Here is a 25,802-nt window from a genome sequence, read left to right as displayed (position 1 = left end):
TTCCTTTACAAAACAGTGCCGTGTATTACTGTAGACAAGGGTCGGGGGACGCCGTTTGGTAATTATAAGCTTTTTTTGGCTTTTGATTACACAAGGCGCTATGTTATACCTAAGTATTAATGTATCGGTGCATAAAAAAAAGCTAAGTTATTAATACTGATAGGAAAATAAATTGTTCGGTATTTTGGGGAAGAAGAAGGCAACGCCGGTTTTGGGGCTGGACATTAGTTCAACGACCGTCAAGTTGCTAGAGCTGAGCCACTCCGGGGGGCGTTACCGGGTGGAAAGCTATGCGGTGAGCTCCCTACCCCTTGATGCGGTTATCGAGAAGAACGTCAACGACGTCGACGGCGTGGCCAATGCCATCCGCAGTGTCGTCGCCCAGTCCCGTACCAAGCTCAAGACCGTGGCCGCCGCGGTGGCCGGGTCTTCGGTCATCACCAAGGTGATTGACATGCCGGATGGCCTGAGCGAGGACGACATGGAGACCCAGCTCACACTGGAGGCGGACCAGTACATTCCCTACCCCCTGGAAGAGGTCGCCATCGACTTCGAGGTGCAGGGGCCCTCGCCGGATCGTCCCAACCAGGTGGAAGTGCTGCTCGCGGCCTGTCGCCGCGAGACCATTGATTCGCGGGTGCAGGCCATCGAGGGCGCCGACCTCGGCGCCAAGATCATGGACGTGGAAGCATACGCCATGGAGCGCGCCTATTCGCTGATCCGCGACCAGCTCGAGCTGGACGAGGACAGCACCGTGGCGGTGGTGGATATCGGCGCCACCATGACCACCCTGAGCGTGCTCAATAGCGGCCAGACCATCTACACCCGCGAACAGCTGTTCGGCGGCAAGCAGCTCACCGACGAGATCATGCGCCGCTACGGCCTGCCCCTGGAAGAGGCCGGGCTGGCCAAGAAACAGGGCGGGCTGCCCGACGACTACGAGCCGGAAGTGCTGGAGCCCTTCAAGGACGCCGTGGTCCAGCAGGTCGCCCGCTCGCTGCAGTTCTTCTTTTCCTCGAGCCAGTACAACGACGTGGATCACATCATTCTCGCCGGTGGGGTCGCCTCGATGGAGGGGCTGGCGGAAGTGGTCCAGGACAAGCTCGGTACGCCGGCGTCGGTGGCCAATCCCTTCGCCGACATGACCATCTCCTCGCGGGTCAACGCGGTGGCGCTCAGTAGCGACGCGCCGGCGATGATGATCGCCTGCGGGCTGGCACTGCGGAGCTTTGACTGATGGCGCAGATCAACCTCCTGCCCTGGCGCGACGAGCGCCGCCAGGAGCTGAAAAAAGAGTTTCTCGTGGTACTGGGGGTGGTGCTTGCGATCGGTGTGGGCCTGCTGGTGCTGGGGGATCGCATTGTCAACGGGCAGATCGATGACCAGCGCGCGCGCAACAGCTACCTCGGCAAGCACATCAAGGAGCTCGACAAGCAGGTGGCCGAGATCAAGGAGCTGGAGCGCAAGAAGAACCAGCTCATCGAGCGCATGCGCGTGATCCAGGAGTTGCAGGGCAACCGGCCGATTATCGTGCGCATCCTCGACCAGCTGGTGCGCACGGTGCCGGACGGCGTGTTCTACAACCGGGTGGTATCGAAGGACAAAACCATCACCATTAGCGGCGTGGCGGAATCCAACAACCGTGTTTCCAGCCTGATGCGGCGACTGGATGCCTCCGACTGGCTGGCCAATCCGAACCTCGACGCGGTGCGCGCGGCGCCCAACTACGGCGAACAGGCGAACACCTTCGAGTTGAAGGTCCAGGTGCAATTGCCGGAAGCGGATCAGGGGAAGGGGGGCTAGGTCGTGGCGATGGAAGACAGCCTGCGCTCGCTGCGCGAATTCGATATCAATGACCTCGACTTCGACAATGTCGGCACCTGGCCGGGGCCGATCAAGGTCATCGTCTGTCTGCTGTTGCTGGTGCTGGTGCTGGTCGGCGGTTATTACTACCACATCAAGGACCTGCAGGCGCAGCTCGCCAGCGAGGAGTCCAAGGAAACCAAGCTCAAGCAGGAGTTCGAGGAAAAGGCCTTCAAGGCGGCCAATCTCGATGCCTATCGCAAGCAGATGGTCGAGATGGAAGAGTCCTTCGGCGCCCTGGTCAGCCAGTTGCCCAGCGATACCGAAGTCCCGGGGCTGTTGGAGGACATCACCAACAAGGGGCTGCAGAACGGCCTGGCGATCAACCAGATCGACCTGCAGAACGAGGTGGCCCGTGAGTTCTATGTGGAGCTGCCGATTTCCATTGTCGCCAGGGGCTCCTACCACGACCTGGGGGCTTTCGTCAGCGGCATGGCCGGCCTGCCGCGTATCGTAACCCTGCACGATTTCACCATCAGCGCCCCCTCCACCAACACCAACGAATTGTCGATGAGCATCACCGCCAAGACCTACCGGTATAAAGACGGGGGGGCCTAGGATGATTCGAGCGCTGGAGCTGGTCGCTGTGTCCCTGGGCTGCGCGGTATTGCTCGCGGGCTGCGGCGGCAACAATTATTCAGACCTCGACGCCTTCATGGAAGAAAAGCGCGCCCGCCCGGGCGGGGTCATCGCGCCGATACCGACCTTCAAGGCCTATGAGGCCTTTGCCTACAGCGCCACCGCCTTGCGCAGTCCCTTCGACCGGCCGATCGAGGTGCGCGATATCCAGCGGCTGCAGGCGATCAGCGCGGTAAAACCGGATGAGAGCCGGCCCAAGGAATTCCTGGAGCAGTTCACTTTCGACTCGCTGCAGATGGTGGGCACGCTGGAGCGCGGCGGGGACGAGTGGACCCTGATCAAGGATCCCGAGGGCGGCATACACCGGGTGAGTGTCGGCAACTACCTGGGGCGCAACCACGGCAAGGTCGTGGAAATGACCGATACCTACCTGGCGGTGGTGGAGATCGTCAGCGACGGCACCACCGACGGGTGGGTGGAGCGCCCCAGAACCATAGAACTAAGCGGCATATAATGTTGGGGCGATTGGTGATAGCCATGTGGATAACAACAGCGAATTTGGGGAAGAGCGCCGTGAAGAAGGGAAGTGACCGAACCGCCTTCGGATTGCGGGGCGTCCTCGCCACGCTCGTGCTGGGACTGCTGGCCCAGGCCGCGCAGGCCGCCCCGACCGTAACTGATATCGAGTTCAGCTCCCGTCCCGGCAGCAAGTTCGAAGTGCGGCTCGACTTCGACCAGGCGCCGCCGGAGATGAAGGCCTACACCATCGAGAAGCCCGCCCGCATCGCCATGGACTTTCCGGGCACCAAGAGCGCGCTCGACCGCAAGCGCTATACCCTGAATTACGGCAACGCCACCGGGGTGGTGGTGCTCGAGTCCAGCGATCGCACCCGCATGGTGCTCAATCTGGTGACGCTGGTCCCCTACCAGACCCGGGTCGAAGGCAACAGCCTCTACGTGGTCGTGGGCCAGGACGCCGGCGAGGAATACGTCAAGGCCGGCGCCGATCCGACCCAGGTGCCGACCGCGGTGGAGGCGGTGACCAAGGTGGCGTCGGAAATTACCGACCTGCAGTTCCGCCGCACCGAGGAGGGCGAGGGCCGCCTGACCCTGCAATTGACCAACCCGGGTGTGGACGTGAACGTGTTCAGCGAGCGCGGCGATATCAAGGTCGAGTTCCTCGACACCACCGTGCCCGACCGCCTGATCCGCCGCTACGATGTCACCGACTTCGCAACGCCGGTGAACAGCGTGGCGGTGAAAACCTCCGAGCGCGGCGCCAGCCTGACCCTGAAGACCCAGGGCGACTCGGATTACCTCGCCTACCAGACCGATAACGAGTACGTGCTCAGCGTGAAGCCCCTCTCCAAGAAAGAGCTGGAGGAGCGCCGCGACGAGTTCAACTACGTCGGTGAGCGCATCTCGCTGAACTTCCAGGACATCGAAGTGCGGGCGGTGCTGCAGCTGATCGCCGACTTCACCGAATTGAACCTGGTGGCCAGCGACACCGTGAGCGGCCGCATCACCCTGCGCCTGCAGAACGTGCCCTGGGACCAGGCCCTGGAGCTGGTGCTCAAAACCAAGGGCCTCGACAAGCGCCAGGTGGGCAACGTATTGATGGTGGCGCCGGCGGCGGAGATCGCCGAGCGCGAGCGCCAGGAAATCGAGGCCAACAAGCAGATTGCCGAGCTGGCGCCGCTGCAGAGCGAGTTCATCCGCATCCGCTACGCCGATGCCGCGCAAATCGTCAGCCTGTTCAAGGCGGGCACCGAGGAGGGCGGCACCCTGGTGTCCGAGCGCGGGTCGGTGGTGGTGGAGCCGCGCACCAACTCCCTGATCATTACCGAAACCGCCGCCAAGCTGGCGGAAATCCGCGACCTGATCGAACTGGTGGATATCCCCATCCGCCAGGTGATGATCGAGGCGCGCATCGTCATCGCCCAGTCCGACCTGCAGGAGGAGCTGGGTATCGAGTGGGGCGGGGCCTACCTGGACCCGGACCACAACGGCAACGTGATCTCCATCGCCGGCGACAGCTCCAATGTCATCGACCTCAACAACGCGGTGGCCAACGGCACCCAGCCGACGGTGACCTTCCCGCAGGCCCTCGCGGTGGATCTGGGCGTGGCCAGCCCCACCGGCAGCTTCGCCGTGGGCTTTACCAGCGAGGACCTGTTCCTGTCCGCGGAGCTGTCCGCCCTGGAATCCTCCGGCCGGGGCGAGGTGGTATCCCAGCCCAAGGTGATCACCGGCGACAAGCAGCAGGCGACGATCCTCTCGGGTACCGAAATCCCCTATCAGCAGGCCTCCGCCAGCGGCGCCACCAACGTGCAGTTCAAGGAGGCGGTGCTCAAGCTGGATGTCACCCCGAATATCACCCCGGACGACCGCGTCCTGCTGGACCTGGTGATCAACCAGGACTCCCTGGGAGAGCTGGTGCCGAGCGGCGAGTTTGGCGGGCAGATTCCCTCCATTGACACCACCGAGCTGACCAGCCAGGTGCTGGTGGGTAACGGTGAAACCGTGGTCCTTGGCGGTGTGTTCCGCACCGAGGACGTGGAAACCGTGAGCAAGGTGCCCTTCTTCGGCGACCTGCCCTATGTCGGCGCGCTGTTCCGCAACGAGTCCTCCACCCGGACCAAGACCGAAACCCTGATCTTTATTACGCCCCGCATCCTGGCGGATACTTTGCTGGATTGATCGATATGGGCACAGTTGTTTAATGCCGGTACCCCCACGCGTTTTCCTGGTCGGCCCCATGGGGGCCGGCAAATCCACCATAGGCAAGTACCTGGCCCAGCACCTCAAGCTGGGTTTTGCCGATACCGACAGCGAGATCGAGGCGCGCACCGGCGCCGACATCCCGTGGATTTTCGACGTGGAGGGCGAGGAGGGTTTTCGCGACCGCGAGCAGCAGGTGGTGGAGGAAATGACCCTGTGGGACAACATGGTGCTGGCCACTGGCGGCGGCGTGGTGAAACGCGCCGCGAACCGGCGCGCCCTGGGGGCGCGGGGCTTTGTCGTCTACCTGCACGCCACGGTGGATGAGCAGGTGCGGCGCACCCGCCGCGATCGCCGCCGGCCCCTGCTGCAGGCCGGCGATCCCGAGAAGGTGCTGCGCGACTTGATGGCCGAGCGCGACCCGTTGTACCGCGAGATCGCCGACTACATCATCGACACCGACGGCTGCAGTCCGCGCACCGTGGCCCAGCGCCTGGTCCGGGAGCTGCAGTAAAGACAAGCTCCCGCGGCGGCGCTATGATGGGCGCCCTTCGCCGTTTCGAGGAGTTTGCCCGTGATTGCCCATACCCTCCATGTCGACCTGGGAGAGAGAAGCTACCCGATCTATATCGGCCGTGGCCTGTTGGGCAACGCGGAGCTGCTGTGCCGCCATATCGGCGGCAAGCAGGTCGTGCTGGTCAGCAATGACACGGTGGCCCCCCTCTATGCCCAGCGGGTGCTGGACGCCCTGGGGCCGCGCGAGCGGGTGACCGAGGTGGTGCTGCCCGACGGCGAGCAGCACAAGACCCTGGATACCCTGGGGCGTATCTTCGACCGGGTGCTGGCCGACGGCCACAACCGCACTACCACCTTTGTCGCCCTGGGCGGCGGCGTGGTGGGCGATGTCACCGGCTTTGCCGCCGCCTGTTACCAGCGCGGTGTCGACTTCGTCCAGCTCCCCACCACCCTGCTGTCCCAGGTGGACTCCTCGGTCGGCGGCAAGACCGGCGTCAACCACGCCCTGGGCAAGAACATGATCGGCGCCTTCCACCAGCCCCGGGCGGTGCTGATCGACATCGACACCCTGCATACCCTGCCCGGGCGCGAACTCTCCGCGGGCCTGGCGGAGGTGATCAAATACGGCCTGATCTGCGACGCCGGTTTCCACGCCTGGTTGCTGGACAACCTGCCGCGCCTGATGGCGATGGAGGAGGCGGCGCTGGCGGAGGCCATCGAGCGCAGTTGTGCCAGTAAGGCCGCGGTAGTGGCGGCGGACGAACGCGAGGGCGGGGTGCGCGCCATCCTCAATCTGGGGCATACCTTCGGTCACGCCATCGAGACCCACCAGGGCTACGGCGAGTGGCTGCACGGCGAGGCGGTGGCGGCGGGCATGGTACTCGCGGCGCGGCTATCGGCCGCGCGCGGCTGGATCGCAGGGGATGATGTGGAGGCGCTGATCGCGCTGTTGCGGCAGGCGAAACTGCCGGTGGCGCCGCCGACCGGGATGAGCGTGGCGGACTTCCGCACCCTGATGGCCCGCGATAAAAAAGTGCTGGACGGCCGCTTGCGGTTGGTGTTGCTGCGTGAAATTGGCGCCGCGACGGTGGTCGACGATGTCAGTGACGACGAGCTGGCGCAGCTGTTCAGCGCCGCTTAGCGGCGCGCCGAAAACCCCTCTGTCAGGCTATTTGAGGCCGTTTTTGCGGCATATGTCCGCAAAAATTGGCCGGTGAAATCCCCGTCGGCATGCTAGATTTCGTCCTCGTTTTTTGGCGGGGCCATGGTCCAGACTGTTATTCAATGGCCCATTAAGGGCGTTTGTCGGCTACCGGGCATCTGTGTAAAATGGCTTCCCCCTTTTGCCCGAGCCCTGCGAAGGCGCTGGGCGCGCCACAGATAAGTATCTGTATTTATTCATTATTTTGGATCTAATATGAGCGCAGGCCTGTACAGACCTGAAGAATTCCGTGACAACTGCGGATTCGGATTGATCGCCCATACCTCGGGGGATGCGAGCCATCGCCTGCTGCAAACCGCGATTGAGTCCCTTACCTGCATGACGCACCGGGGCGGCATCGCCGCCGATGGCAAGACCGGTGACGGCTGTGGTCTGCTGATGCAGATGCCGGCGTCCTTCATGCGTACCCTGGCCGCGGAACAGTTCGGCCGCGAGCCGGGCGACCACTTCGCGGTGGGGCAGATTTTCCTCAGCACCGACAGTGACCGCGCCGCCGCCGCGCGCGCGGCGCTGGAGCAGGCTGTCACCGACCAGGGCCTGGTGGTCATGGGTTGGCGCGAGGTGCCCACCGACAGCAGCGTCTGCGGCGAGATCGCCCTGGACACCCTGCCGGTGATCGAGCAGATCTTCATCGACGCCCCCGGCCTGGCCGACGACGAACTGTCCACGCGCCTGTTCGTGGCCCGGCGCAAGGCGGAAATCGCCACCGCGGACGACCCGGATTTCTACATCTGCAGCCTGTCCGGACGGGTCATCGCCTACAAGGGCCTGGTGATGCCGGTGGACCTGCCGCGTTTCTACCGCGATCTCGACGACGAGCGCCTGGAAACCGCCATCTGCGTGTTCCACCAGCGTTTCTCCACCAACACCATGCCCCGGTGGCCGCTGGCCCAGCCCTTCCGCCTGCTGGCCCACAACGGCGAGATCAACACCATCGAGGGCAACCGCAACTGGGCCTACGCCCGCACTGCCCTGTTCGAAACCGAGAAGCTGCCCAATATCCGCGAGATCGCGCCGCTGGTGAACCGCAGCGGCTCCGACTCCTCCAGCCTCGACAACATGCTGGACGTGCTGCTCACCGGCGGCGTCGACATGGCCCGGGCCCTGCGCATGCTGATCCCGCCGGCCTGGCAGAACATCGAGTCCATGGATCCGGAGCTCAAGGCCTTCTATGAGTACCACTCCATGCACATGGAGCCCTGGGACGGCCCCGCCGGCATCGTACTGACCGACGGCCGCTACGCGGTGTGCCTGCTCGACCGCAACGGCCTGCGCCCGGCGCGCTGGGTCAAGACCGCGGACGGCTTCATCACCCTGGCCTCCGAAGTGGGCACCCACGACTACCGCAGCGAGGACGTGGTGGCCAAGGGCCGGGTCGGCCCCGGCCAGATCCTGATGGTCGATACCCACACCGGCGAGCTGCTGCAGTCGGATGAAATCGACAACCGGCTGAAGACCCGCGCGCCCTACAAGAAGTGGCTGAAGGAACACTCCTACCGCATCGAGGGCACCTTCGGCGGCGAGTTGACCCCGGGCATCGAGCCCGAGAAGCTCGACAGCTACATGAAGATGTTCCAGGTCAGCTTCGAGGAGCGCGACCAGGTGCTGCGGCCGCTGGCGGAGTCCGGCAACGAGGCGGTGGGCTCGATGGGCGACGACACCCCGATGGCGGTGCTGTCGCGCCAGCAGCGCTCGCTCTACGATTATTTCCGGCAGAAGTTCGCCCAGGTCACCAACCCGCCGATCGATCCCCTGCGCGAAGCCATCGTGATGTCCCTGGAGACCGACCTCGGCTCGGAGAAGAACATCTTCCACGAGGGCCCCGAGCACGCCGACCGCATCATCCTCTCCTCGCCGGTGCTGTCCCAGGGCAAGTTCAATACCGTGCTGAAGCTGGACCGCCCGGGCTTCGAGGTGGCGGATATCGACTGCACCTACAATCCCGGCGAGAAGAGCCTGGCGCAGGCGGTCACCGAGCTCAACGCCGCCGCCGAGCAGGCGGTGCGCGACGGCAAGACCGTGCTGATCCTCTCCGATCGCGGTATCGGCCCGGACCGGCTGCCCATTCACAGCCTGATGGCCACCGGCGCGGTGCACCACCACCTGATCGGCTGCGGCCTGCGCTGTGACGCCAACCTGGTGGTGGAAACCGCCAGCGCCCGGGACTCGCACCAGATCGCCTGCCTGCTGGGCTTCGGCGCCACCGCGGTCTACCCCTACATGGCCTACACCGTGCTGGAGGACTTGATCCGCAACGGCGAGCTGCTGGGCGAGCCCAGCGCCTGCTTCAAGAACTACCGCAAGGGCGTGAACAAGGGCCTGCTGAAGATCATGTCCAAGATGGGCATCTCGGCGGTCAGCTCCTACCGCGGCGCCCAGCTGTTCGAGGCCGTGGGCCTGGCCGGCGAGGTGGTGGACATGGCTTTCTGCGGCGTGGCCTCGCGCATCCAGGGCGCCGGCTTCGCCGAGCTGGAGGCGGACCAGGCGGCCCTGGCGAAACTGGCCTGGAACCAGCGCAAGCCCCTGAACCAGGGCGGCCTGCTCAAGTACGTGCACGGCCAGGAGTACCACGCCTTCAACCCGGACGTGGTGACCACCCTGCAGCAGGCGGTGGCCAGCGGCGATTACGCCACCTATCAACGCTACGCGCAGCTGGTCAACGAGCGCCCCGTGGCCACGATCCGCGACCTGCTCAAGCCGGTGGTCTCGGCCAGCCCGCTGACACTGGACGATGTGGAGCCGGTGGAGAGCATCCTGCCGCGCTTCGATTCGGCGGGTATGTCCCTGGGCGCCCTGAGCCCCGAGGCCCACGAGGCCCTGGCGGCGGCGATGAACCGCATCGGCGCCCGCTCCAACTCCGGCGAGGGTGGCGAAGACCCGGCCCGCTACGGCACCGAGCGCGTGTCCAAGATCAAGCAGATCGCCTCCGGCCGCTTCGGCGTCACGCCCCACTACCTGGTCAACGCCGAAGTGCTGCAAATCAAGGTGGCCCAGGGCGCCAAGCCCGGCGAGGGCGGCCAGCTGCCGGGCGGCAAGGTCAACGGCTTGATCGCGCGGCTGCGCTACTCGGTGCCCGGCGTGACCCTGATCTCGCCGCCGCCGCATCACGATATCTACTCCATCGAGGATTTGGCGCAGCTGATCTTTGACCTCAAGCAGGTCAATCCCCAGGCCCTGGTGTCGGTGAAGCTGGTGTCCGAGCCGGGGGTGGGCACCATCGCCGCCGGCGTGGCCAAGGCCTACGCCGACCTGATCACCATCAGCGGCTACGACGGCGGCACCGCGGCCAGCCCGCTGACCTCCATCCGCTACGCCGGTTCTCCCTGGGAGCTGGGCCTGGCGGAGGTGCAGCAGACCCTGCGCGGCAACAACCTGCGCGGCAACATCCGCCTGCAAACCGACGGCGGCCTGAAGACCGGCCTCGACGTGATCAAGGCGGCGATCCTGGGCGCCGAGAGTTTTGGTTTCGGCACCGCGCCGATGGTGGCCCTGGGCTGCAAATACCTGCGCATCTGCCACCTGAACAACTGCGCTACCGGCGTCGCCACCCAGAACGAAAAGCTGCGCGACGACCACTTTAACGGCACCGTGGACATGGTGGTGAACTTCTTCACCTTCATCGCCCTGGAAACCCGCGAGTGGCTGGCGAAGTTGGGCGTGCCCTCCCTGGAGGCCCTGATCGGCCGCACCGACCTGCTCGAGTGCCTGCCCGGCGAGACCGCCAAGCACGCGCGCCTGGACCTGTCGCCCATCCTGTACAAGGACCCGGGGGCCGACAGCCAGCCCGAGTTCTGCCGGGTCGCCTCCAACGACCCCTTCGACAAGGGCGAGAAGGCGGAGAAGATGGTCGCGGCCACCCTGGCCTCCATCGAGGCGAAGACCGGCGGCGAGTTCGAGTTCGAGGTCACCAACTGCGACCGCTCCATCGGCGCGCGCCTGTCGGGTGAGATCGCCCGGCGCTACGGCAACACCGAGATGGAAGCCAATCCCGTCGTGCTGCGCCTCAAGGGCACCGCGGGCCAGAGCTTCGGCGTGTGGAACGCCGGCGGCCTGCACATGTACCTGGAGGGGGACTCCAACGACTACGTGGGCAAGGGCATGGCCGGCGGCAAGCTGGTGGTCTACCCGCCCCGCGACGCGCGCTTCAAGTCCCAGGAGTCGGTGATCATCGGCAACACCTGCCTCTACGGCGCCACCGGCGGCAAGTTGTTCGCCGCGGGCATCGCCGGCGAGCGCTTCGCGGTGCGCAACAGCGGCGCCCACGCGGTGGTGGAAGGGGCCGGCGATCACTGCTGCGAGTACATGACCGGCGGCAACATCACCGTGCTCGGCACCACCGGCGTCAACTTTGGCGCGGGCATGACCGGCGGTTTTGCCTACGTGCTGGACATGGACCGCAGCTTCATCGACAAGTACAACAGCGAGCTGGTGGAAATCCACCGCGTCAACGGCGAGCACATGGAGGCCTACCGCTACCACCTGCGCGCCAATATCCAGGAATTCACCCGCGAGACCGGCTCCCTCTGGGGGGCGGAACTGGTGGAGAACTTCGAGGATTACGTGGGTAAGTTCTGGCTGGTCAAGCCCAAGGCGGCCGACCTGGATCGCCTGCTGTCGCGCCTGCGCAATACGGATTGAGTCTATGAGTAACCGATTGGCGAATAACTTCCAGTTCATCGATGTCGGGCGCAACGACCCGGACAAGAAAACCCTGGAAGCGCGCAAGACCGAGTACGTCGAGATCTACCAGCCCTTCACTGGCGAACAGGCGGCGGAGCAGTCCCACCGCTGCCTGGAGTGCGGTAACCCCTACTGCGAGTGGAAGTGCCCGGTACACAACTTCATTCCCAACTGGCTGAAGCTGGTGTCGGAGGGCAACCTGTTCGAGGCGGCGGAATTGAGCCACCAGACCAATACCCTGCCGGAGGTTTGCGGCCGGGTGTGCCCCCAGGACCGCCTCTGCGAGGGTGCCTGCACCCTGAACGACGGCTTTGGCGCGGTCACCATCGGCTCCTCCGAGAAGTACATCACCGACACCGCCCTGGCCATGGGCTGGCGCCCGGACCTGTCCGAGGTGGTGCCCACCGGCAAGAAGGTCGCGATCATCGGCGCCGGCCCGGCGGGCCTGGGCTGCGCCGACGTGCTGACCCGCGCCGGCGTCAAGGCGGTGGTCTACGACCGCTACCCGGAAATCGGCGGCCTGCTGACCTTCGGCATTCCCGAGTTCAAGCTGGAAAAACAGGTGATGACCCGGCGCCGCGAGGTGTTCGAGGGCATGGGCATTGAGTTCCGCCTGAACTGCGAGGTGGGCTCGGATGTCACCGTGGCGCAGCTGATGGACGAGTACGACGCGGTGTTCCTGGGCATGGGCACCTACACCTACATGCGCGGCGGCTTCCCCGGCGAAGACCTGCCCGGTGTCTACGAGGCCCTGCCCTACCTGGTGGGCAACGTAAACAACAACCTGGGTTTCGAGCAGGCCCCCGAGGCCTTTGTGAACCTCAAGGGCAAGCGCGTGGTGGTCCTCGGCGGTGGCGATACCGCGATGGACTGCGTGCGCACCGCGGTGCGCCAGCAGGCGGAGCACGTGATCTGCGCCTACCGCCGCGACGAGGACAACATGCCCGGCTCCCGCCGCGAGGTGAAGAACGCCCGCGAGGAGGGCGTGGAGTTCCTGTTCAACCGCCAGCCGATCGAGGTGGTGGAGTACTTCGGCCAGGCCTGCGGCGTGAAGATGGTGGAGACCCGCCTGGGCGAGCCCGACGAGGGCGGCCGCCGCCGTCCGGAGCCGATTCCGGGCAGCGAGCAGGTGCTGGAGGCGGACGCGGTGATCATCGCCTTCGGTTTCCAGCCGAGCCCGCCGGACTGGCTGGTGGAGCTGGGCGTGGAGCTCAATGACTGGCGCGGTGTGGTGGCGCCGGAAGAGCAGGAGTTCCGCTTCCAGACCACCAACCCGAAGGTCTTCGCCGGCGGCGACATGGTGCGCGGCTCCGACCTGGTGGTGACCGCCATTTGGGAGGGGCGGCAGGCGGCCGAGGGGATTCTCGACTTCCTGGAGGTCTGACAGCCTTTTGAGTTTCCGTTTATTGGCACGTTGTAGCTCGGTGCCGGTGAACGGAGGGGGCTTTCGCGACACGCCGTGAACCCATCCATGGGGGCTTGTGTTCGACATCCATGTCTCACACAGTCGCTACAGCCCCCTCCGTCCACCGGCACCTCAGTCTGTGCGTGGCGAATGGATAGCACCTTGTAGTACGCTCCAGCCCTGCTATGGGTGGTTGTATGTTCTCCAGCGGCGTAAATTACACGGTACCCGGTATTACGCTCGGGTAGAGGTGCAGCGTTCGGGGGGGCGCCATACGAGACCGTGGGCAGCATGGATGCTGCCGACGAGCCTACAGGGACGTATTCACGGCGAGTCTCGTATGGCGCCCCCCCGAATGCGGCGCCGGGCGACGAAGTCCCCGACCAAGCCAAAGCAAATCCAGACAAGACCAAACATAGCCAGCCAAATAGCAGTCCCGCAGGTTGGAAAGACAAAGGGAGTCCCCCGTGACCGAACTGAAAAACGACCGCTTCCTCCGCGCCCTGCAGCGTGAACCGGTGGACCGCACCCCCATCTGGATGATGCGCCAGGCCGGGCGCTACCTGCCCGAGTACCGCGCCACCCGCGAGCAGGCGGGCTCCTTCCTCGACTTGTGCAAAAACGCCGAGCTCGCCTGCGAAGTGACCCTGCAGCCCCTGCGCCGCTACCCCATGGACGCCGCGATCCTGTTTTCCGACATTCTCACCATTCCCGACGCCCTCGGCCTGGGCCTGTACTTCGAGGAGGGCGAGGGCCCGCGCTTCCGCAAGACCGTGCGCAGCGAGGCCGACCTCGCGGGGCTCAACAGCATCGCCGCCGCCGACGATCTCGGTTACGTGATGAACGCCGTCAGCACCATCCGCCGGGAACTGAACGGCAGCGTGCCGCTGATCGGCTTCTCCGGCAGCCCCTGGACCCTGGCCACCTACATGGTCGAGGGCGGTTCTTCCAAGGACTTCCGCCGGGTCAAGGCCATGGCCTACGACCAGCCCGAGCTGATGCACCAGCTGCTGTCGCTGCTGGCGGACGCGGTGGCCGACTACCTGTCCGAGCAGGTCAAGGCCGGCGCCCAGGCCCTGCAGATCTTCGATACCTGGGGCGGCGCCTTAAGTGCCGCGGGCTACAAGGAGTTCTCGCTCAAATACATGCAGCGGGTGATCGCGCGCCTGCCCCGGGAGGCCGACGGCCGGCCGGTGCCGGTGATCGTGTTCACCAAGGGCGGTGGCCAGTGGCTGCCCGCCATTGCCGGCTGCGGCGCCCAGGCGGTGGGTATCGACTGGACCACCGATATCGCCAGCGCCCGCGAACAGGTGGGTGACCGCGTCGCGCTGCAGGGCAATATGGACCCGGCGATGCTCTACGCCTCGCCGACGCGCATCCGAGAAGAGGTCGCGACGATCCTGGCGGGCTACGGCCACGGCTCGGGGCACGTCTTCAACCTGGGCCACGGCATCACCCCGGAGGTCAACCCCGACCACGTCACCGCCTTCGTCGACGCGGTACAGGAGCTCTCCCCCCAGTACCACCAGACCTAAAAAGGGGTCAGAGCCCTTTTTGCAGAGTTGGATTGATTCGATTTTAAAAGGGTTCTGACCCCTTTTTTCGGTTACACGGCCACCGACGAAATCGATTTCGAGTGGATGGACATCTCGGGTACCGGTACCAACCTGTTCCTGTCTGACGACAGCTACGGTCGCGCCAGTATCGGCTTCAATTTCTCCCTGTACGGTGAAACCGCCTCGGAAATCTCCGTCAGCTCCAATGGCAATCTGGCGTTCGCCGACGGCTACCTGGGCCTTAGTAACACGTCGATTCCGGCGGGCAACTCCTACGGCATCAACGACAGTTTCATTGCCGTTTACTGGGATGACCTCAATCCTGGTGCCGGGGGTGGTGTGTTTTACCAGACTTTCGGCAGTGCCGGGTCACGGTATTTTGTATCCCAGTGGAATCTGGTGCCCCATTTCGGTTCATCATCCAACCTTGTGAGCGCCCAGGCGATCCTATTTGAAGGCTCTAATGACATCCTGTTGCAGTACCTCTTTGCGAGCGGCGAGCAGGGTGGTGGTGCAACTGTCGGCATCCAGGACTCTCCGGGCCTGGGTTTGCAGTGGTCCTTCAACGAGGCAGTGATTACGGATGGCACGGCGATCTGCTTCTCCGCCGACGGTAATTACTGCAATGCCCAGTCCACGGCCGTGCCCGTACCGGGGTCGATGGCGCTGCTGGGACTGGGGTTGTTGGTTCTGCGCCGCTTCACTAAACGATAAGCAAAAGGGAAAAAGGGGTCAGAGCCCTTTCTCGCTAGCCAAGCCACCGCGGCGGAATAAATGACCCGAAAAGAAGGGCCCGCTGTGTCCGAAAAGAGGGGCAGGCCCTCCGCTCTACAGGGAGTTTTCCCGCGAATGGAGTAAGGGGCCTTCCGACCCTGTAGGGTCGAATTCATTCGACCGGTTTACCGCACAACCGTCCGAACAAACGACCCGTAAAGAAGGGGCCGCTGTCGGCCCTGCACGGGCCTACATTGGTTACCCCGCTTTCTTCTGCGGTTTGGCGACCTCCTCGTCGCAGCAGAAATCGTGGTCCATCTCCAGCGCGGGCGCCTCGGAGGAGGGGCGGCCGACGATTTTCGCCGGGACGCCGGCCACGGTGGTGTGGGGCGGCACCTCGTCCAGCACCACGCTGCCCGCGCCCACCTTGGCGCCGTCGCCCACCCGGATATTGCCCAGGATCTTGGCGCCGGCGCTGATCAGTACGCCGTTGCCGATCTTCGGGTGGCGATCGCCGTCTTCCTTGCCGGTACCGCCGAGGGTGACCGATTGCAGGATGGAGACGTTGTCGCCCACCACGGCAGTTTCGCCGATCACCAGGCCGGTGGCGTGGTCGAGCAGGAGGCCGTGGCCCAGTTTCGCCGCGGGGTGGATATCCACCCCGAACTCCGAGGACATGCGGTTCTGGAAGAACAGCGCCAGGGAGTGGCGGCCCTTGTTCCACAGCCAGTGTGCCACGCGGTGGGTCTGCAAGGCGTGGAAGCCCTTGAAGTACAGGAAGGGGATGTACAGCTCGTGGCAGGCGGAGTCGCGGTCCAGTACCGCCAGCAGGTCGGCGCGCACCGTTTTGCGCAGGCAGCAGTCGTCCCGCAGCGCCTCTTCCATGACCTCCCGCAGCAGCAGCGCCGAGGCCGCCGGGCTGTCGAGCTGGTTGGCCAGGTGGAAGCTCAGGGCGTGCTCCAGCTTGGCGTGATTGAGGATGGTGGCGTGCAGGTAGCTCGCCAGGATGGGCTCGATGGCGGCCTGCTTGCGGGTTTCCTCGCAGATTCGTTGCCAGACCGGATCTTCAACTTTTGGGGACATGGACAATACCTCGCATTGGACTTTTCACTGTAGCCGATTCGCCCCTTGGCGTCACGGCGCCGGCCGGGCGTTCTCGTCGTCGCTTTCGTAGTACCACAGGCTCTGTCCGCTGGACTGGTACTTGCGTTCGAACAGTGTCAGCGGCGTTGGTTCCATCGGGCGGCGGCCGATGCGTCCGCGCCTGCCGGCCAGCGACAGGGCCACGCCGAACTCCTCGGCGTACAGCTGCCAGTTGCTGCGCAGCTCGATACGTCCGCCCAATTGCAGCAGCAGCGGGAAACTGGCGTGCCCGTGGACCCGGCGCTGCAGGTGCGCCGCCTTGGGCCAGGGATTGGGGTAGAGGATGTAGTGGTAATCGACGATCCACCGCCGTGCCGCCACGAGCTGCCAGATATCCTCGCACTCCGCCCGGAGCAGCAGGTAGTTGCCCGCCCCGCTCCCCACATGGCGTTGCAGGCGGTGCGCGGACTTGTCGATACCCACCACCAGGTGGCCCGGATGGCGACCGGCGAGCGCGGCGGTGCTTTGGCCGGTGCCACAGAAAGAGTCCAGCACCAGCGGGCGCGGCTCATCCGCCATGCGCTGCGCCAATGCCGCGAAGGCCTCCCGGTTGTGGCGCGCGATCGGTTTGCGCGATGGCTGCTGTAAATGCCGCCGCACCACCTGCGAGAGTTTGGGGTGGACAAAACGCTGGTTGCTGCTGACCGCGCGGGAGTTGGCTTGCAAAACCCTGGGGCTCCTGTAACAGTGGGTGGAAGTAGGGGGACGGATACCGAATTCAATGCCGTGGGATTAGGTATCCGTCCCTTCTGGCAAATACGTAACGGTTGTAGGGCCGAATTTATTCGGCCATTGCTGCCGTGAGCAGCTCTTTTGGTCGAATAAATTCGACCCTACAGCGGTTGAATTACCCCGTATTTGACTGGAGAAAGTGTCATTCGTATCTTTCTCCCTTTTTCGACATAATAATCAGGCTTCACTTCCGGTTCCATCAGCAAAAGACCAAGCCCATGCGCAAGGACCTGCGTCCCTACTGGCTGAAGAAGGCCTACCTGTCGTTCCGCCGCTGGTACACCGATTACTTCCTGCGCCCCGAGTGCGCGTACCTCGGCCCCCATGAGACGGTGATGAAGCCCTGGTACGTGCACATCTCCGGCCCCAATATCCACATCGGCCACAGCTTCACCGCCATCGGCGAGCCCATGCACCGGGTACAGATCGGCGTATGGGGACGGGAAGACGGCGCCGGCCGCGTCGAGATTGGCGACTGCGTGCTGATGAGCCCCGGCTCGCGCATCAGCGCCTCCGACGAGGTGGTGGTGGGCGACGGCAGCATGTTCGCTCACGGCGCCTACGTTACCGACTCCGACTGGCACACGATCTATGACCGCACCGTCCGCGATGAACGCGTCACCCCGGTGCATATCGGCCGCAACGTATGGCTGGGGGACCACGCCACCGTACTCAAGGGCGTGACCATCGGCGACAATACGGTGGTGGCCGCCCGCGCCGTGGTCACCCGCGATGTGCCCGCCAACGTGGTGGTGGCGGGTAATCCGGCGAAAGTGGTGAAAGAGCTGGACCCCGAGCGGGGCTTCACCACCCGCATGGATTACTTCGCCGACCCGGAGGGGCTGGAGCGCTTCTTCGACGAGGTGGATCGGCAGGTGCTGGCGGGAAACAGTTTCTGGCGGTGGTTGTTGGGTCGGATCAACCCGTGTTTAAGGTCTCGGTAGTAGCGGGTTCCGCGTGCTCTAATTGCCTGTTCCAATTTTGGTGGGCGAAATTGAAAAGCTAGTCGTCAATGTGCTGAGCGACCGGAGATGGGGTGTGCCTCGACGGACTGTGAGAGGCAGGGATGCCGAACACAAGCCCCCATGGATGGGTTCACGGCGTGTCCGGCGAGGCACACCCCATCTGTGGGCGCGGCCCCAAGGGCAAAGTCGCCGGTATTGCCAGAAGACCTATAGCAACCGCAGCGGTTCTTCCTGAAGTGCCCCCAACTGCTCCCGCAACTCCAGCACATGGTCCGCCCAGTAGCGCTCGGTGTTGAACCAGGTGAAACTGCGGGGAAAGGCCGGGTCCTCCCAGCGCCGCGCGAGCCAGGCGGCGTAGTACACCAGGCGCATGCTGCGCAGGGCCTCCACCCAGCGCAGTTGGCGCGGGTGAAAGTCGCAGAATTCGCTGTAGCCCTCGATAAGCTCCGACAGCTGCAGCTCCCGCTCGTGGCGCTCGCCGCTGAGGAACATCCACAGGTCCTGAATCGCCGGCGCCGTGCAGCAGTCGTCGAGGTCGACAAAATGCGCCGTGTCGTCCCGCCACAGGATATTGCCCACGTGGCAGTCGCCGTGGACCCGGATCAGGTCCTCCTGTGCCACCTCGCCGAACAGCGTATCGACAATGCCCCCCAGGTCCGCAGTGATCGTCTCGTAGGCCGGTCGCAGCTCCCGCGGGATGAACTTCTCCAGCAGGAATTCGCGGTTGTCCCACAGCATGCCCTGCGCGGTCATCGTCGGCCGGTGCTCAAAATGGCTGGCGCGGCCCACATTGTGGATGCGGCCCAGGGTGCGGCCCAGTACCAGCAGGTTGTCGGGGTTGTCGAGCTCCGGCGGGTGGCCGCCGCGGCGTTCGAACAGGGCGAAGCGGAAGCCGGCGTGGCGGTGCAGGGTGGCGCCGTCGGCATCGGTTAACGGCGCCACCACCGAGATTTCCGCCTCCTGCAGTTCCAGGCTGAAGCTGTGTTCCTCCAGGATCTGCGCGTCGCTCCAGCGCTCGGGGCGGTAGAACTTGGCGATCAAGGGGGTGCCGTCCTCGATACCCACCTGGTAGACGCGGTTCTCGTAGCTGTTGAGAGCCAGCAGGCGGGCGTCGCTCAGGTAGCCGGCGGATTCCACCGCGTCGATCACGACATCCGGCGACAGGGCTTCGTAGGGGTGTTGGTTCATGCAATATCCGATAACAGCGCGGCGCTTTTGATCTGGGCGTAGATGGTATCACCCACAGCCAGTTCGAGGGCGGCGGCGGACTTGCGGGTGATGCGCGCCAGCAGGTACTGCTCGCCCAGGGCCAGGCGCAGCAGCACCCGGGTTTCGCCGGTGGCTTCGATCTCGGCCACGGTGACCGGCAGGATGTTGAGGATGCTGCTGTCCTCCGGGCGGCTGCGGCACACGCTCACATCCCGCGCCGGCACCCGGATGCGCCGAGCCGCGCCGGCCTCCCCCGGCAGGCGGTTGACCCACAGGCGGCCGCCGTCCACCGCCAGTTCGCTGAGGCCGAAGGCCTCGTCGTGGCCCACCACGTTGGCGCGCAGGATGGCGGCGGCCTGTTCCTCGTGGGCCAGGCGGGTGTCGATGCGGCTGCTGAGTTCCAGCATCGGGCCGCGGTCGCGCACCCGTCCCGCCTCCAGCACCAGCATGCGGTCGGCGAACTGGCTGACCTCCTCGATGTCGTGGCTTACGTAGATCATGGGGATGCCGGTGGCGGCGATCACCCGCCGCAGCGAGTCCAGGCACTGTTGGCGGCTGGCGCCGTCGAGGTTGGCCAGGGGTTCGTCCAGCAGCATTAGGCGCGGCGCGCTGAGCAGCGCCCGGGCGATGGCCACGCGCTGCTGCTGGCCCGCCGACAGGGTGTCGGGCCGGCGGTGTAGCAGCGTATCCAGGCCCAGCCAGCGGCTCACCCGCTCGGGCTCCAGGCCCTCGTGCCCGCCGCGCCGGCGGCGGCCGAAGTCGAGGTTGCCGGCCACGTCCAGGTGGGGAAACAGGCGCGCGTCCTGGAATACGTAGCCCACCCGGCGCTGCCAGGGCGGCAGGTGGCGGGCGCCGTCTTGCCAGGCCTCGCCGGCAAAGTGGATGCGGCTGCCGGCGTCGCCGCGGCGCAGGCCGGCGATGCATTCCAGCAGGGTGGTCTTGCCGCTGCCGCTGGCGCCGTAGATGGCGGTCACGCCAGACAGTGGCAGGCTTTCGTCGAGCCGCAGCCGGAAGTCGTCGGCGCCGCGGCAGTCCAGGTTCAGCGCCAGCTCGCTCACCGGCCCAGCTCCAGTGCCCGCCGGTCACCGCGGTACAGCAGGAACAGCAGCGCCAGGGAAAACACCACCAGCAGCGCGGCGAGGCGGTGGGCCTCGGCAAACTGCAGGGATTCCACGTGGTCGTACAGGGCCACCGACACCACCCGGGTCTCGCCCGGGATATTGCCGCCGATCATCAGGATCACCCCGAACTCCCCCACCGTGTGCGCGAAGCCCAGGCTCGCCGCCACCAGGAAGCTGCGCCGGGTCAGCGGCAGCACCACCGCGCGGAACTGGTCCAGGGGGCTGGCGCCGAGAGTGGCCGCGGCCTGCAGCAGGGTGCCGGGCACCCGGGAGAAGGCCGCCTGCAGGGGTTGCACCACGAAGGGCAGGGAATAGATGACCGAGCCGATCACCAGGGCCTCGAAACTGAAGGCCAGCTGGCTGCCTGTGAGCTGCTGCCACAGGCGGCCGACGGGGGTGTCCGGCGCCAGCAACAACAGGAGGTAGAAGCCCAGCACCGTGGGCGGCAGCACCAGGGGCATGGCCACCACCGCCTCCAGCAGCGCGGGAATCGTGCCGCGTCGCCGCGACAGCCACCAGGCCAGCGGCGTGCCCAGTAGCAACAGCAGCACGGTGGTGGTGCCGGCAAGCATCAGGGTGAGGGCGATGGCCTCGAGTTCCGCGTCGCTCATGGCGTCGCCGGCCCCCTGCCAGGTGCGTCCGTGTCCAACCCCGTCCCTTGCCCCACGTTGTTTCCTGTTCAGTCGGGTGGCGCCGGCGTGCGCGCCAGGCACCACAGGTGGACCTCGCGGGCGCCACCGGATTTCAGGCACCGGGCGACTTCGCCGGCGGTGGCCCCGGTGGTCATCACGTCGTCCACCAGGGCGATTCGCAAATTGTCACAGCGCTCCCGCAAAGTAAAGGCGCCGCGCAGGTTGCCGCGGCGCTGGCGCGCATCGAGCCCGGCCTGCACCGCGGTGGCGCGGCGCCGGCGCAGCAATCCCGGGCGCGGGGGCAGCCCGGCCAGGGCCGGGTGGCCGGCGCAGAGCCCCGCGCACAACTGCCCGGCCTGGTTGAAACCCCGTTGCAGCAGCTTGCGCCAGTGCAGGGGCACCGGCAGCACCAGGTCCACCTCGGGCAGGGGCCGTCGCGCCACCCCGTCCAGCCACAGCGCCGCCATCAGCCGGGCGAGCCGCGGGTCCGGGTGGTATTTCCAGCGCTGCACCAGCAGGGCCAGCTGTTCGTCGTAGAGGTAGGGGGCCAGCGCGCTGTCGAAGGGCGGCGGCGCGGCCAGGCAGCGGCCGCAGAGAACGCCCGCACCCCGGGGCAGCGCGCACTGTGGGCAGCAGAGCGTATTGCGCGGCAGTTCGTCCCGGCAGGGGCCGCACAGGGGCAGGCGGTGGTGGCTGGCCAGGCCGCAGAGCAGGCAGTATTGGGGGAAGAGCCCGTTAAGTACCTCGTTCATCCAGTTGTTAACCTGTAGCCTCATGAGCGGTTGACAGGGGTGGCGCCTGCACTATCATGGCGGCTCTCGCTGCCACGTTCACTGTCACAGTCACAAGGGATGCTCGATATGCCGGTTTCCGAATTCACGCCTTCTCCCGTTGAGCCCGCCGCCGAGCGGGGCGACATTCGCCACGACTGGAGCCGCGCTGAAGTCCAGGCGCTGTTCGACCTGCCCTTCAACGACCTGTTGTTCCGCGCCCACGGCCTGCACCGACAGTATTTTGACCCCAATCAGGTCCAGGTGAGCACACTGCTTTCCATCAAAACCGGCGCCTGCCCGGAGGACTGCGCCTACTGCCCCCAGAGCACCCGCTACGACACCGGCCTGGAGCCGGAAAAACTGATGGAGGTGGAGAAGGTGCTGGAACAGGCCCGGGCGGCCAAAACCAGCGGCGCCACCCGCTTTTGCATGGGCGCCGCCTGGCGCTCGCCGAAAAAACGCGACATGCCCTACGTGGTGGCCATGGTCAAAGGTGTGCGCGAGCTGGGCCTGGAAAGCTGCATGACCCTGGGTATGCTCAGCGAAGAGCAGGCCGCGGAGCTGGCCGAGGCCGGGCTGGACTACTACAACCACAACCTGGACACCTCGCCGGAGTACTACGGCGACATCATCACCACCCGCACCTACCAGGACCGCCTGGACACCCTGGGCCACGTGCGCAAGGCGGGCATGAAGGTCTGCAGCGGCGGCATCGTGGGCATGGGCGAGGCGGCGGGTGACCGCGCGGGCCTGTTGCAGCAACTGGCCAATATGCCCCAGCACCCGGAGAGTGTGCCCATCAATATGCTGGTACGGGTGGAGGGCACGCCCCTGGCGCAGGAGGCGGACATGGACCCCTTCGATTTCATCCGCACCATCGCCGTGGCCCGCATCCTGATGCCGGCCTCCCACGTGCGCCTGTCCGCCGGCCGCGAGGAGATGAACGAGCAGATGCACGCCCTGGCCTACTTCGCCGGCGCCAACTCCATCTTCTACGGCGAGAAGCTGCTGACCACCCCCAACCCCCAGGCCAACGAAGACATGGCCCTGTTCGCGCGGCTGGGCATCGCGCCGGAGCAGCGCACCGTGGAGGCGCCCCCGGCGGCCACCGACCCCCGCTTCTACGACGCGGCGGCCGGCGCCTGAGCCCGGCGCCGTGTCGGTATTTTCCCGGCGCCTGGCCGCGACCCTCGAGGAGCGCCGGGCCAGCGGCCTGTACCGCGAACGCCTGAACCTGGCGTCCGCCCAGGGCGCGCGGGTGCGCGTGGCGGGGCGCGAACTGCTCAACTTCTGCAGTAACGACTACCTGGGTCTGGCGGCCCACCCCAAGGTGGTGGAGAGCCTGCGCCGCGCCGCCGCCGAGTACGGCGTGGGCAGCGGCGCCTCGCACCTGGTGTGCGGCCACAGCGCGCCCCATCACGCCCTGGAAGAGGCCCTGGCGGACTTTACCGGCCGCCCGCGGGCGCTGCTGTTCGGCAGCGGCTTCGCCGCCAACACCGGCACCCTGGCGGCGCTGCTGCGGGCGGGGGACACCGTGCTGCAGGACCGCCTCAACCACGCCTCGCTGCTGGACGGCGGCCTGCACAGCGGCGCCCGCCTGCGGCGCTTCGCCCACAACGACCTGGACGACCTGGCGCGCAAGCTCGAGCGCGCCCCCGAACAGGCCGATGGCGCCACCCTGGTGGTGGTGGATGGCGTGTTCAGCATGGACGGCGACGTCGCTCCCCTCGCCGAGCTGGCCGCCCTCACCCGGGAGCGGGACGCCTGGCTGATGGTCGACGACGCCCACGGCTTCGGCGTGCTGGGCGCCACCGGCGCCGGCAGCACCGAGGCCGCGGGGCTCGGCGAGGCCGAGGTGCCGGTATTGATGGCCACCCTGGGCAAGGCCCTGGGCACCGCCGGGGCCTTCGTGGCCGGTAGCGAGGACCTGGTCGAGGCCCTGCTGCAACTGGCCCGCAATTACATCTATTCCACCGCCATGCCGCCGGCCATCGCCGCCGCGGCGCTCACCGCGCTGCAACTGCTGCGCGAGGAAGCCTGGCGCCGGGACCACCTGCGGGACCTGGTCGAGCGCTTCCGCCGGGGGGCGGCGCAGCTCGGCCTGCCCCTGGCGGAGGTGCACGGCCCCATCCAGCCGCTGCATGTCGGCGAGCCCGATGTGGCCATGGCCCTCAGCGCGGCCCTGCGCGAGCGCGGCGCCCTGGTCGGCGCCATTCGCCCGCCCACGGTGCCCGCCGGCACCGCCCGCCTGCGGGTGACCCTGAGCGCGGCCCACAGCGAGGCCGATGTCGACTGCCTGCTGGACACCCTGGGCGCGTGCTGGAGCCGCCATGCCGCCTGAAGCCCTCGCCTCCGAGCCTCCGGCCACCGGCAGGCTACCCGCCGAGCGCCTGCTGGCGAGCGGTGAAGCGCGCCAGGAGCTGGTGTTGTTACACGGCTGGGGCAGCAGTAGGGCCTGCTGGCGGGCGCTGCTGCCGGCCCTGCGGCCCTGGGCCAATGTCACCCTGGTGGACCTGCCCGGGCTGGGCGGGGCCGGGCCGCCGCTGGCCCTGGATGAGCTGCTGGCGGCGATCGTGGCGCGCGCACCGCAAGAGGCGGTGTATGTGGGCTGGTCCCTGGGCGGGCAGCTGGCGGCGCTGCTGGCCGCGCGCTACCCCCAGCGGGTCAACGGCCTGGTGACCCTGGCCAGCAACCCGCATTTCGCCGCCGCGGACGGCTGGCCGGGGGTGGTGCCGCGGCAGCTGGAGCTGGTGCGGGAGGGCTACATCGCCAACCCCGAGCGCGCCCTGAAACGTTTCGAGGCCCTGCAGGCCTTGCAACTGGATGGCGCGCCCGCCATTCGCCACGCCCTCTGCGCCTGCCGCGAGGCCGGCGCCGCCGGCATGGTGCGGGGCCTTAACTGGCTGTCGCAGCTCGATACCCGGCAGGTACTCGCCGCCTTGCCCGTACCCCAGCTGCACCTGCTGGGGGAGCGGGACCAGCTGGTGCCCCGGGGTCTGGTTCCGGCGCTGGAGAACCTGTTGCGCGAGCGCGCGCAGGCCGAGGTTTGCCTGTTGCCGGGTGCGGGCCACGCCCTGCCCTTGCAGGCCCCGGAGGCGGTGGCCGCGGCCCTGGCGGATTTCCTGGAACGCAGCGGGCTGCGGCGGCCAGTCGCCGCCGCAGCCCCGGCCCGCCTGGACAAGGCCGATATCGCCGGCTCGTTCAGCCGCGCCGCGCAGACCTACGACAGCGTGGCCAAGCTGCAGCGGGACGTGGGCGAGGGTTTGCTGCGGCGCCTGGGCCGGGTGCGCGGCGAGGTCCGCACCGTGCTCGATCTGGGCTGCGGCACCGGTTACTTCCAGCCGGCCCTGCACGAGCGCTTCCCCGACGCGCGCTACATCGGCCTGGATCTCGCCACCGGCATGCTCGATTACGCCCGCCGCGAGCGCGGTGTCGAGGGCTGCTGGGTGGCCGGCGACGCCGAGCAGTTGCCCCTGGCGACGGACTCGGTGGACCTGGTATTCAGCAGCCTGGCGATCCAGTGGTGCCAGCAGCCGGCGGCCCTGTTCGCGGAGCTGGCGCGGGTGCTGCGCCCCGGCGGCGCCTGCGTGTTCAGCACCCTGGGTCCGGCCACGCTCCACCAGCTGCGCAGCGCCTGGGCGGCGGTGGATGCGCACCCCCACGTCAATGAGTTCCTGCCCGCCAGTGCATTGGAGCGGGCCTGCGCCGGTACCGGCAGCCTGGCCCTCACGCTGGAGCGGGAGGACTTTTGCCTCCACTACGGACACGTGCGCGAACTGTTCGCCGAACTCAAGACCCTCGGCGCCCACAACATGCAGCGCGGGCGCCCCGCCGGGCTGGGCGGGCGCAAGGTGCTGGGCGGCATGATGCAGGCCTACGAGCAGTTCCGCGAAGCGGGCCGCCTGCCGGCCAGTTACGAGGTGCTCTACGGGCACGTTGTTAAGGATGAACAGGGTTAGGAATTGCAGCGG

Annotated in this window: 21 protein-coding genes; 15 read left to right on the top strand and 6 right to left on the bottom strand. The window is 66.5% G+C overall.

Going from position 1 to position 25,802, the window contains the following annotated elements:
* The first annotated feature begins 172 nt into the window (after nt 1–172).
* The 11 genes from JYP50_RS14910 (at nt 173) to JYP50_RS14860 (ending at nt 15,256) form a co-directional block, all read left to right on the top strand.
* Nucleotides 173–1,237: a pilus assembly protein PilM gene (locus JYP50_RS14910; RefSeq protein WP_206561342.1), complete on the top strand. Its 1,065-nt coding sequence runs from the start codon at nt 173–175 to the stop codon at nt 1,235–1,237.
* Entirely contained in the window at nt 1,237–1,803 is a 567-nt protein-coding gene (locus JYP50_RS14905) for a PilN domain-containing protein (RefSeq protein WP_206561341.1), read from the top strand. The genes JYP50_RS14910 and JYP50_RS14905 overlap by 1 nt, the downstream gene beginning before the upstream one ends.
* Nucleotides 1,804–1,806: 3 nt before the next feature.
* The gene (locus JYP50_RS14900) at nt 1,807–2,421 is read left to right on the top strand and encodes a type 4a pilus biogenesis protein PilO (protein WP_206561340.1); all 615 of its coding nucleotides are present in this window, start codon (nt 1,807–1,809) and stop codon (nt 2,419–2,421) included.
* A gap of 1 nt (nt 2,422) precedes the next feature.
* The gene (locus JYP50_RS14895) at nt 2,423–2,956 is read left to right on the top strand and encodes a pilus assembly protein PilP (protein ID WP_206561339.1); all 534 of its coding nucleotides are present in this window, start codon (nt 2,423–2,425) and stop codon (nt 2,954–2,956) included.
* Entirely contained in the window at nt 2,956–5,142 is a 2,187-nt protein-coding gene (gene pilQ, locus JYP50_RS14890) for a type IV pilus secretin PilQ (RefSeq protein ID WP_431311302.1), read from the top strand. The genes JYP50_RS14895 and pilQ overlap by 1 nt, the downstream gene beginning before the upstream one ends.
* A 22-nt stretch (nt 5,143–5,164) precedes the next feature.
* Nucleotides 5,165–5,677 (top strand): shikimate kinase AroK, encoded by a 513-nt coding sequence (aroK, locus tag JYP50_RS14885; RefSeq protein ID WP_206561337.1) that lies wholly within the window; start codon nt 5,165–5,167, stop codon nt 5,675–5,677.
* 60 nt (nt 5,678–5,737) lie between these two features.
* On the top strand, nt 5,738–6,820 hold the full coding sequence (gene aroB / locus JYP50_RS14880; RefSeq protein ID WP_206561336.1) for a 3-dehydroquinate synthase: 1,083 nt from the start codon (nt 5,738–5,740) through the stop codon (nt 6,818–6,820).
* 276 nt (nt 6,821–7,096) lie between these two features.
* A complete protein-coding gene (gltB, locus tag JYP50_RS14875) occupies nt 7,097–11,539 on the top strand; it encodes a glutamate synthase large subunit (protein WP_206561335.1) in 4,443 nt (1,480 codons plus the stop codon).
* Between the two features lie 4 nt (nt 11,540–11,543).
* Entirely contained in the window at nt 11,544–12,965 is a 1,422-nt protein-coding gene (locus JYP50_RS14870; protein WP_206561334.1) for an FAD-dependent oxidoreductase, read from the top strand.
* Between the two features lie 488 nt (nt 12,966–13,453).
* Entirely contained in the window at nt 13,454–14,521 is a 1,068-nt protein-coding gene (hemE, locus tag JYP50_RS14865; protein ID WP_206561333.1) for a uroporphyrinogen decarboxylase, read from the top strand.
* A gap of 105 nt (nt 14,522–14,626) precedes the next feature.
* A complete protein-coding gene (locus JYP50_RS14860) occupies nt 14,627–15,256 on the top strand; it encodes a PEP-CTERM sorting domain-containing protein (protein ID WP_206561332.1) in 630 nt (209 codons plus the stop codon).
* Between the two features lie 258 nt (nt 15,257–15,514).
* Here JYP50_RS14860 and cysE read toward each other — a convergent pair whose 3' ends face one another.
* Together cysE and trmB are read right to left on the bottom strand one after the other, a co-directional pair.
* Nucleotides 15,515–16,339: a serine O-acetyltransferase gene (gene cysE / locus JYP50_RS14855; protein ID WP_206561331.1), complete on the bottom strand. Its 825-nt coding sequence runs from the start codon at nt 16,337–16,339 to the stop codon at nt 15,515–15,517.
* Nucleotides 16,340–16,390: 51 nt separating this feature from the next.
* Nucleotides 16,391–17,065, bottom strand: a complete 675-nt coding sequence (gene trmB / locus JYP50_RS14850; RefSeq protein ID WP_206561330.1) for a tRNA (guanine(46)-N(7))-methyltransferase TrmB — start codon at nt 17,063–17,065, stop codon at nt 16,391–16,393.
* Nucleotides 17,066–17,349: 284 nt separating this feature from the next.
* On the opposite strand from trmB, the gene JYP50_RS14845 reads away from it, so the two are divergent.
* Nucleotides 17,350–18,075 carry an acyltransferase gene (locus JYP50_RS14845; protein ID WP_206561329.1) on the top strand — a complete coding sequence of 242 codons (726 nt, stop codon included), beginning with the start codon at nt 17,350–17,352 and terminating at the stop codon, nt 18,073–18,075.
* Nucleotides 18,076–18,303: 228 nt separating this feature from the next.
* Here the strand turns inward: JYP50_RS14845 and JYP50_RS14840 are convergent, their stop codons facing one another.
* From JYP50_RS14840 to JYP50_RS14825, 4 genes are all read right to left on the bottom strand, one after another.
* Entirely contained in the window at nt 18,304–19,284 is a 981-nt protein-coding gene (locus JYP50_RS14840) for a serine/threonine protein kinase (RefSeq protein ID WP_206561328.1), read from the bottom strand.
* Complete coding sequence (gene modC, locus JYP50_RS14835; protein WP_206561327.1) at nt 19,281–20,363, bottom strand: molybdenum ABC transporter ATP-binding protein; 1,083 nt, start codon at nt 20,361–20,363, stop codon at nt 19,281–19,283. The genes JYP50_RS14840 and modC overlap by 4 nt, the downstream gene beginning before the upstream one ends.
* On the bottom strand, nt 20,360–21,037 hold the full coding sequence (modB, locus tag JYP50_RS14830) for a molybdate ABC transporter permease subunit (RefSeq protein ID WP_206561326.1): 678 nt from the start codon (nt 21,035–21,037) through the stop codon (nt 20,360–20,362). Before modB ends, modC begins: the two co-directional genes overlap by 4 nt.
* A gap of 68 nt (nt 21,038–21,105) precedes the next feature.
* Nucleotides 21,106–21,810, bottom strand: a complete 705-nt coding sequence (locus tag JYP50_RS14825; protein WP_206561325.1) for a ComF family protein — start codon at nt 21,808–21,810, stop codon at nt 21,106–21,108.
* Nucleotides 21,811–21,918: 108 nt separating this feature from the next.
* Here JYP50_RS14825 and bioB point away from each other — a divergent pair, with 108 nt between their 5' ends.
* The 3 genes from bioB to bioC are packed head-to-tail and all read left to right on the top strand — an operon-like array spanning nt 21,919 to nt 25,790.
* Nucleotides 21,919–22,977, top strand: a complete 1,059-nt coding sequence (gene bioB, locus JYP50_RS14820) for a biotin synthase BioB (protein WP_206561324.1) — start codon at nt 21,919–21,921, stop codon at nt 22,975–22,977.
* Nucleotides 22,978–22,987: 10 nt separating this feature from the next.
* Nucleotides 22,988–24,172, top strand: coding sequence for an 8-amino-7-oxononanoate synthase (gene bioF, locus JYP50_RS14815; RefSeq protein ID WP_206561323.1), 1,185 nt, complete (start codon nt 22,988–22,990; stop codon nt 24,170–24,172).
* Nucleotides 24,162–25,790 (top strand): malonyl-ACP O-methyltransferase BioC, encoded by a 1,629-nt coding sequence (gene bioC, locus JYP50_RS14810; RefSeq protein ID WP_206561322.1) that lies wholly within the window; start codon nt 24,162–24,164, stop codon nt 25,788–25,790. The genes bioF and bioC overlap by 11 nt, the downstream gene beginning before the upstream one ends.
* Nucleotides 25,791–25,802 lie beyond the last annotated feature (12 nt).

Origin of the sequence: Parahaliea mediterranea, from assembly GCF_017255185.1 — a bacterium.
In the GTDB taxonomy this organism is placed as follows: Bacteria; Pseudomonadota; Gammaproteobacteria; order Pseudomonadales; family Halieaceae; genus JAFKCZ01.
This window is presented reverse-complemented; position numbering and strand designations above follow the sequence as displayed.

Coding starts and splice junctions, on each gene's coding strand:
- JYP50_RS14895 (WP_206561339.1), top strand. CDS start 2,423: ATGATTCGAGCGCTGGAGCTGGTCGCTGTGTCCCTGGGCTGCGCGGTA.
- JYP50_RS14825 (WP_206561325.1), bottom strand. CDS start 21,810: ATGAACGAGGTACTTAACGGGCTCTTCCCCCAATACTGCCTGCTCTGC.
- modB (WP_206561326.1), bottom strand. CDS start 21,037: ATGAGCGACGCGGAACTCGAGGCCATCGCCCTCACCCTGATGCTTGCC.
- JYP50_RS14845 (WP_206561329.1), top strand. CDS start 17,350: ATGCGCAAGGACCTGCGTCCCTACTGGCTGAAGAAGGCCTACCTGTCG.
- JYP50_RS14840 (WP_206561328.1), bottom strand. CDS start 19,284: ATGAACCAACACCCCTACGAAGCCCTGTCGCCGGATGTCGTGATCGAC.
- JYP50_RS14905 (WP_206561341.1), top strand. CDS start 1,237: ATGGCGCAGATCAACCTCCTGCCCTGGCGCGACGAGCGCCGCCAGGAG.
- bioB (WP_206561324.1), top strand. CDS start 21,919: ATGCCGGTTTCCGAATTCACGCCTTCTCCCGTTGAGCCCGCCGCCGAG.
- JYP50_RS14870 (WP_206561334.1), top strand. CDS start 11,544: ATGAGTAACCGATTGGCGAATAACTTCCAGTTCATCGATGTCGGGCGC.
- pilQ (WP_431311302.1), top strand. CDS start 2,956: ATGTTGGGGCGATTGGTGATAGCCATGTGGATAACAACAGCGAATTTG.
- aroK (WP_206561337.1), top strand. CDS start 5,165: ATGCCGGTACCCCCACGCGTTTTCCTGGTCGGCCCCATGGGGGCCGGC.
- JYP50_RS14860 (WP_206561332.1), top strand. CDS start 14,627: ATGGACATCTCGGGTACCGGTACCAACCTGTTCCTGTCTGACGACAGC.
- cysE (WP_206561331.1), bottom strand. CDS start 16,339: ATGTCCCCAAAAGTTGAAGATCCGGTCTGGCAACGAATCTGCGAGGAA.
- bioC (WP_206561322.1), top strand. CDS start 24,162: ATGCCGCCTGAAGCCCTCGCCTCCGAGCCTCCGGCCACCGGCAGGCTA.
- gltB (WP_206561335.1), top strand. CDS start 7,097: ATGAGCGCAGGCCTGTACAGACCTGAAGAATTCCGTGACAACTGCGGA.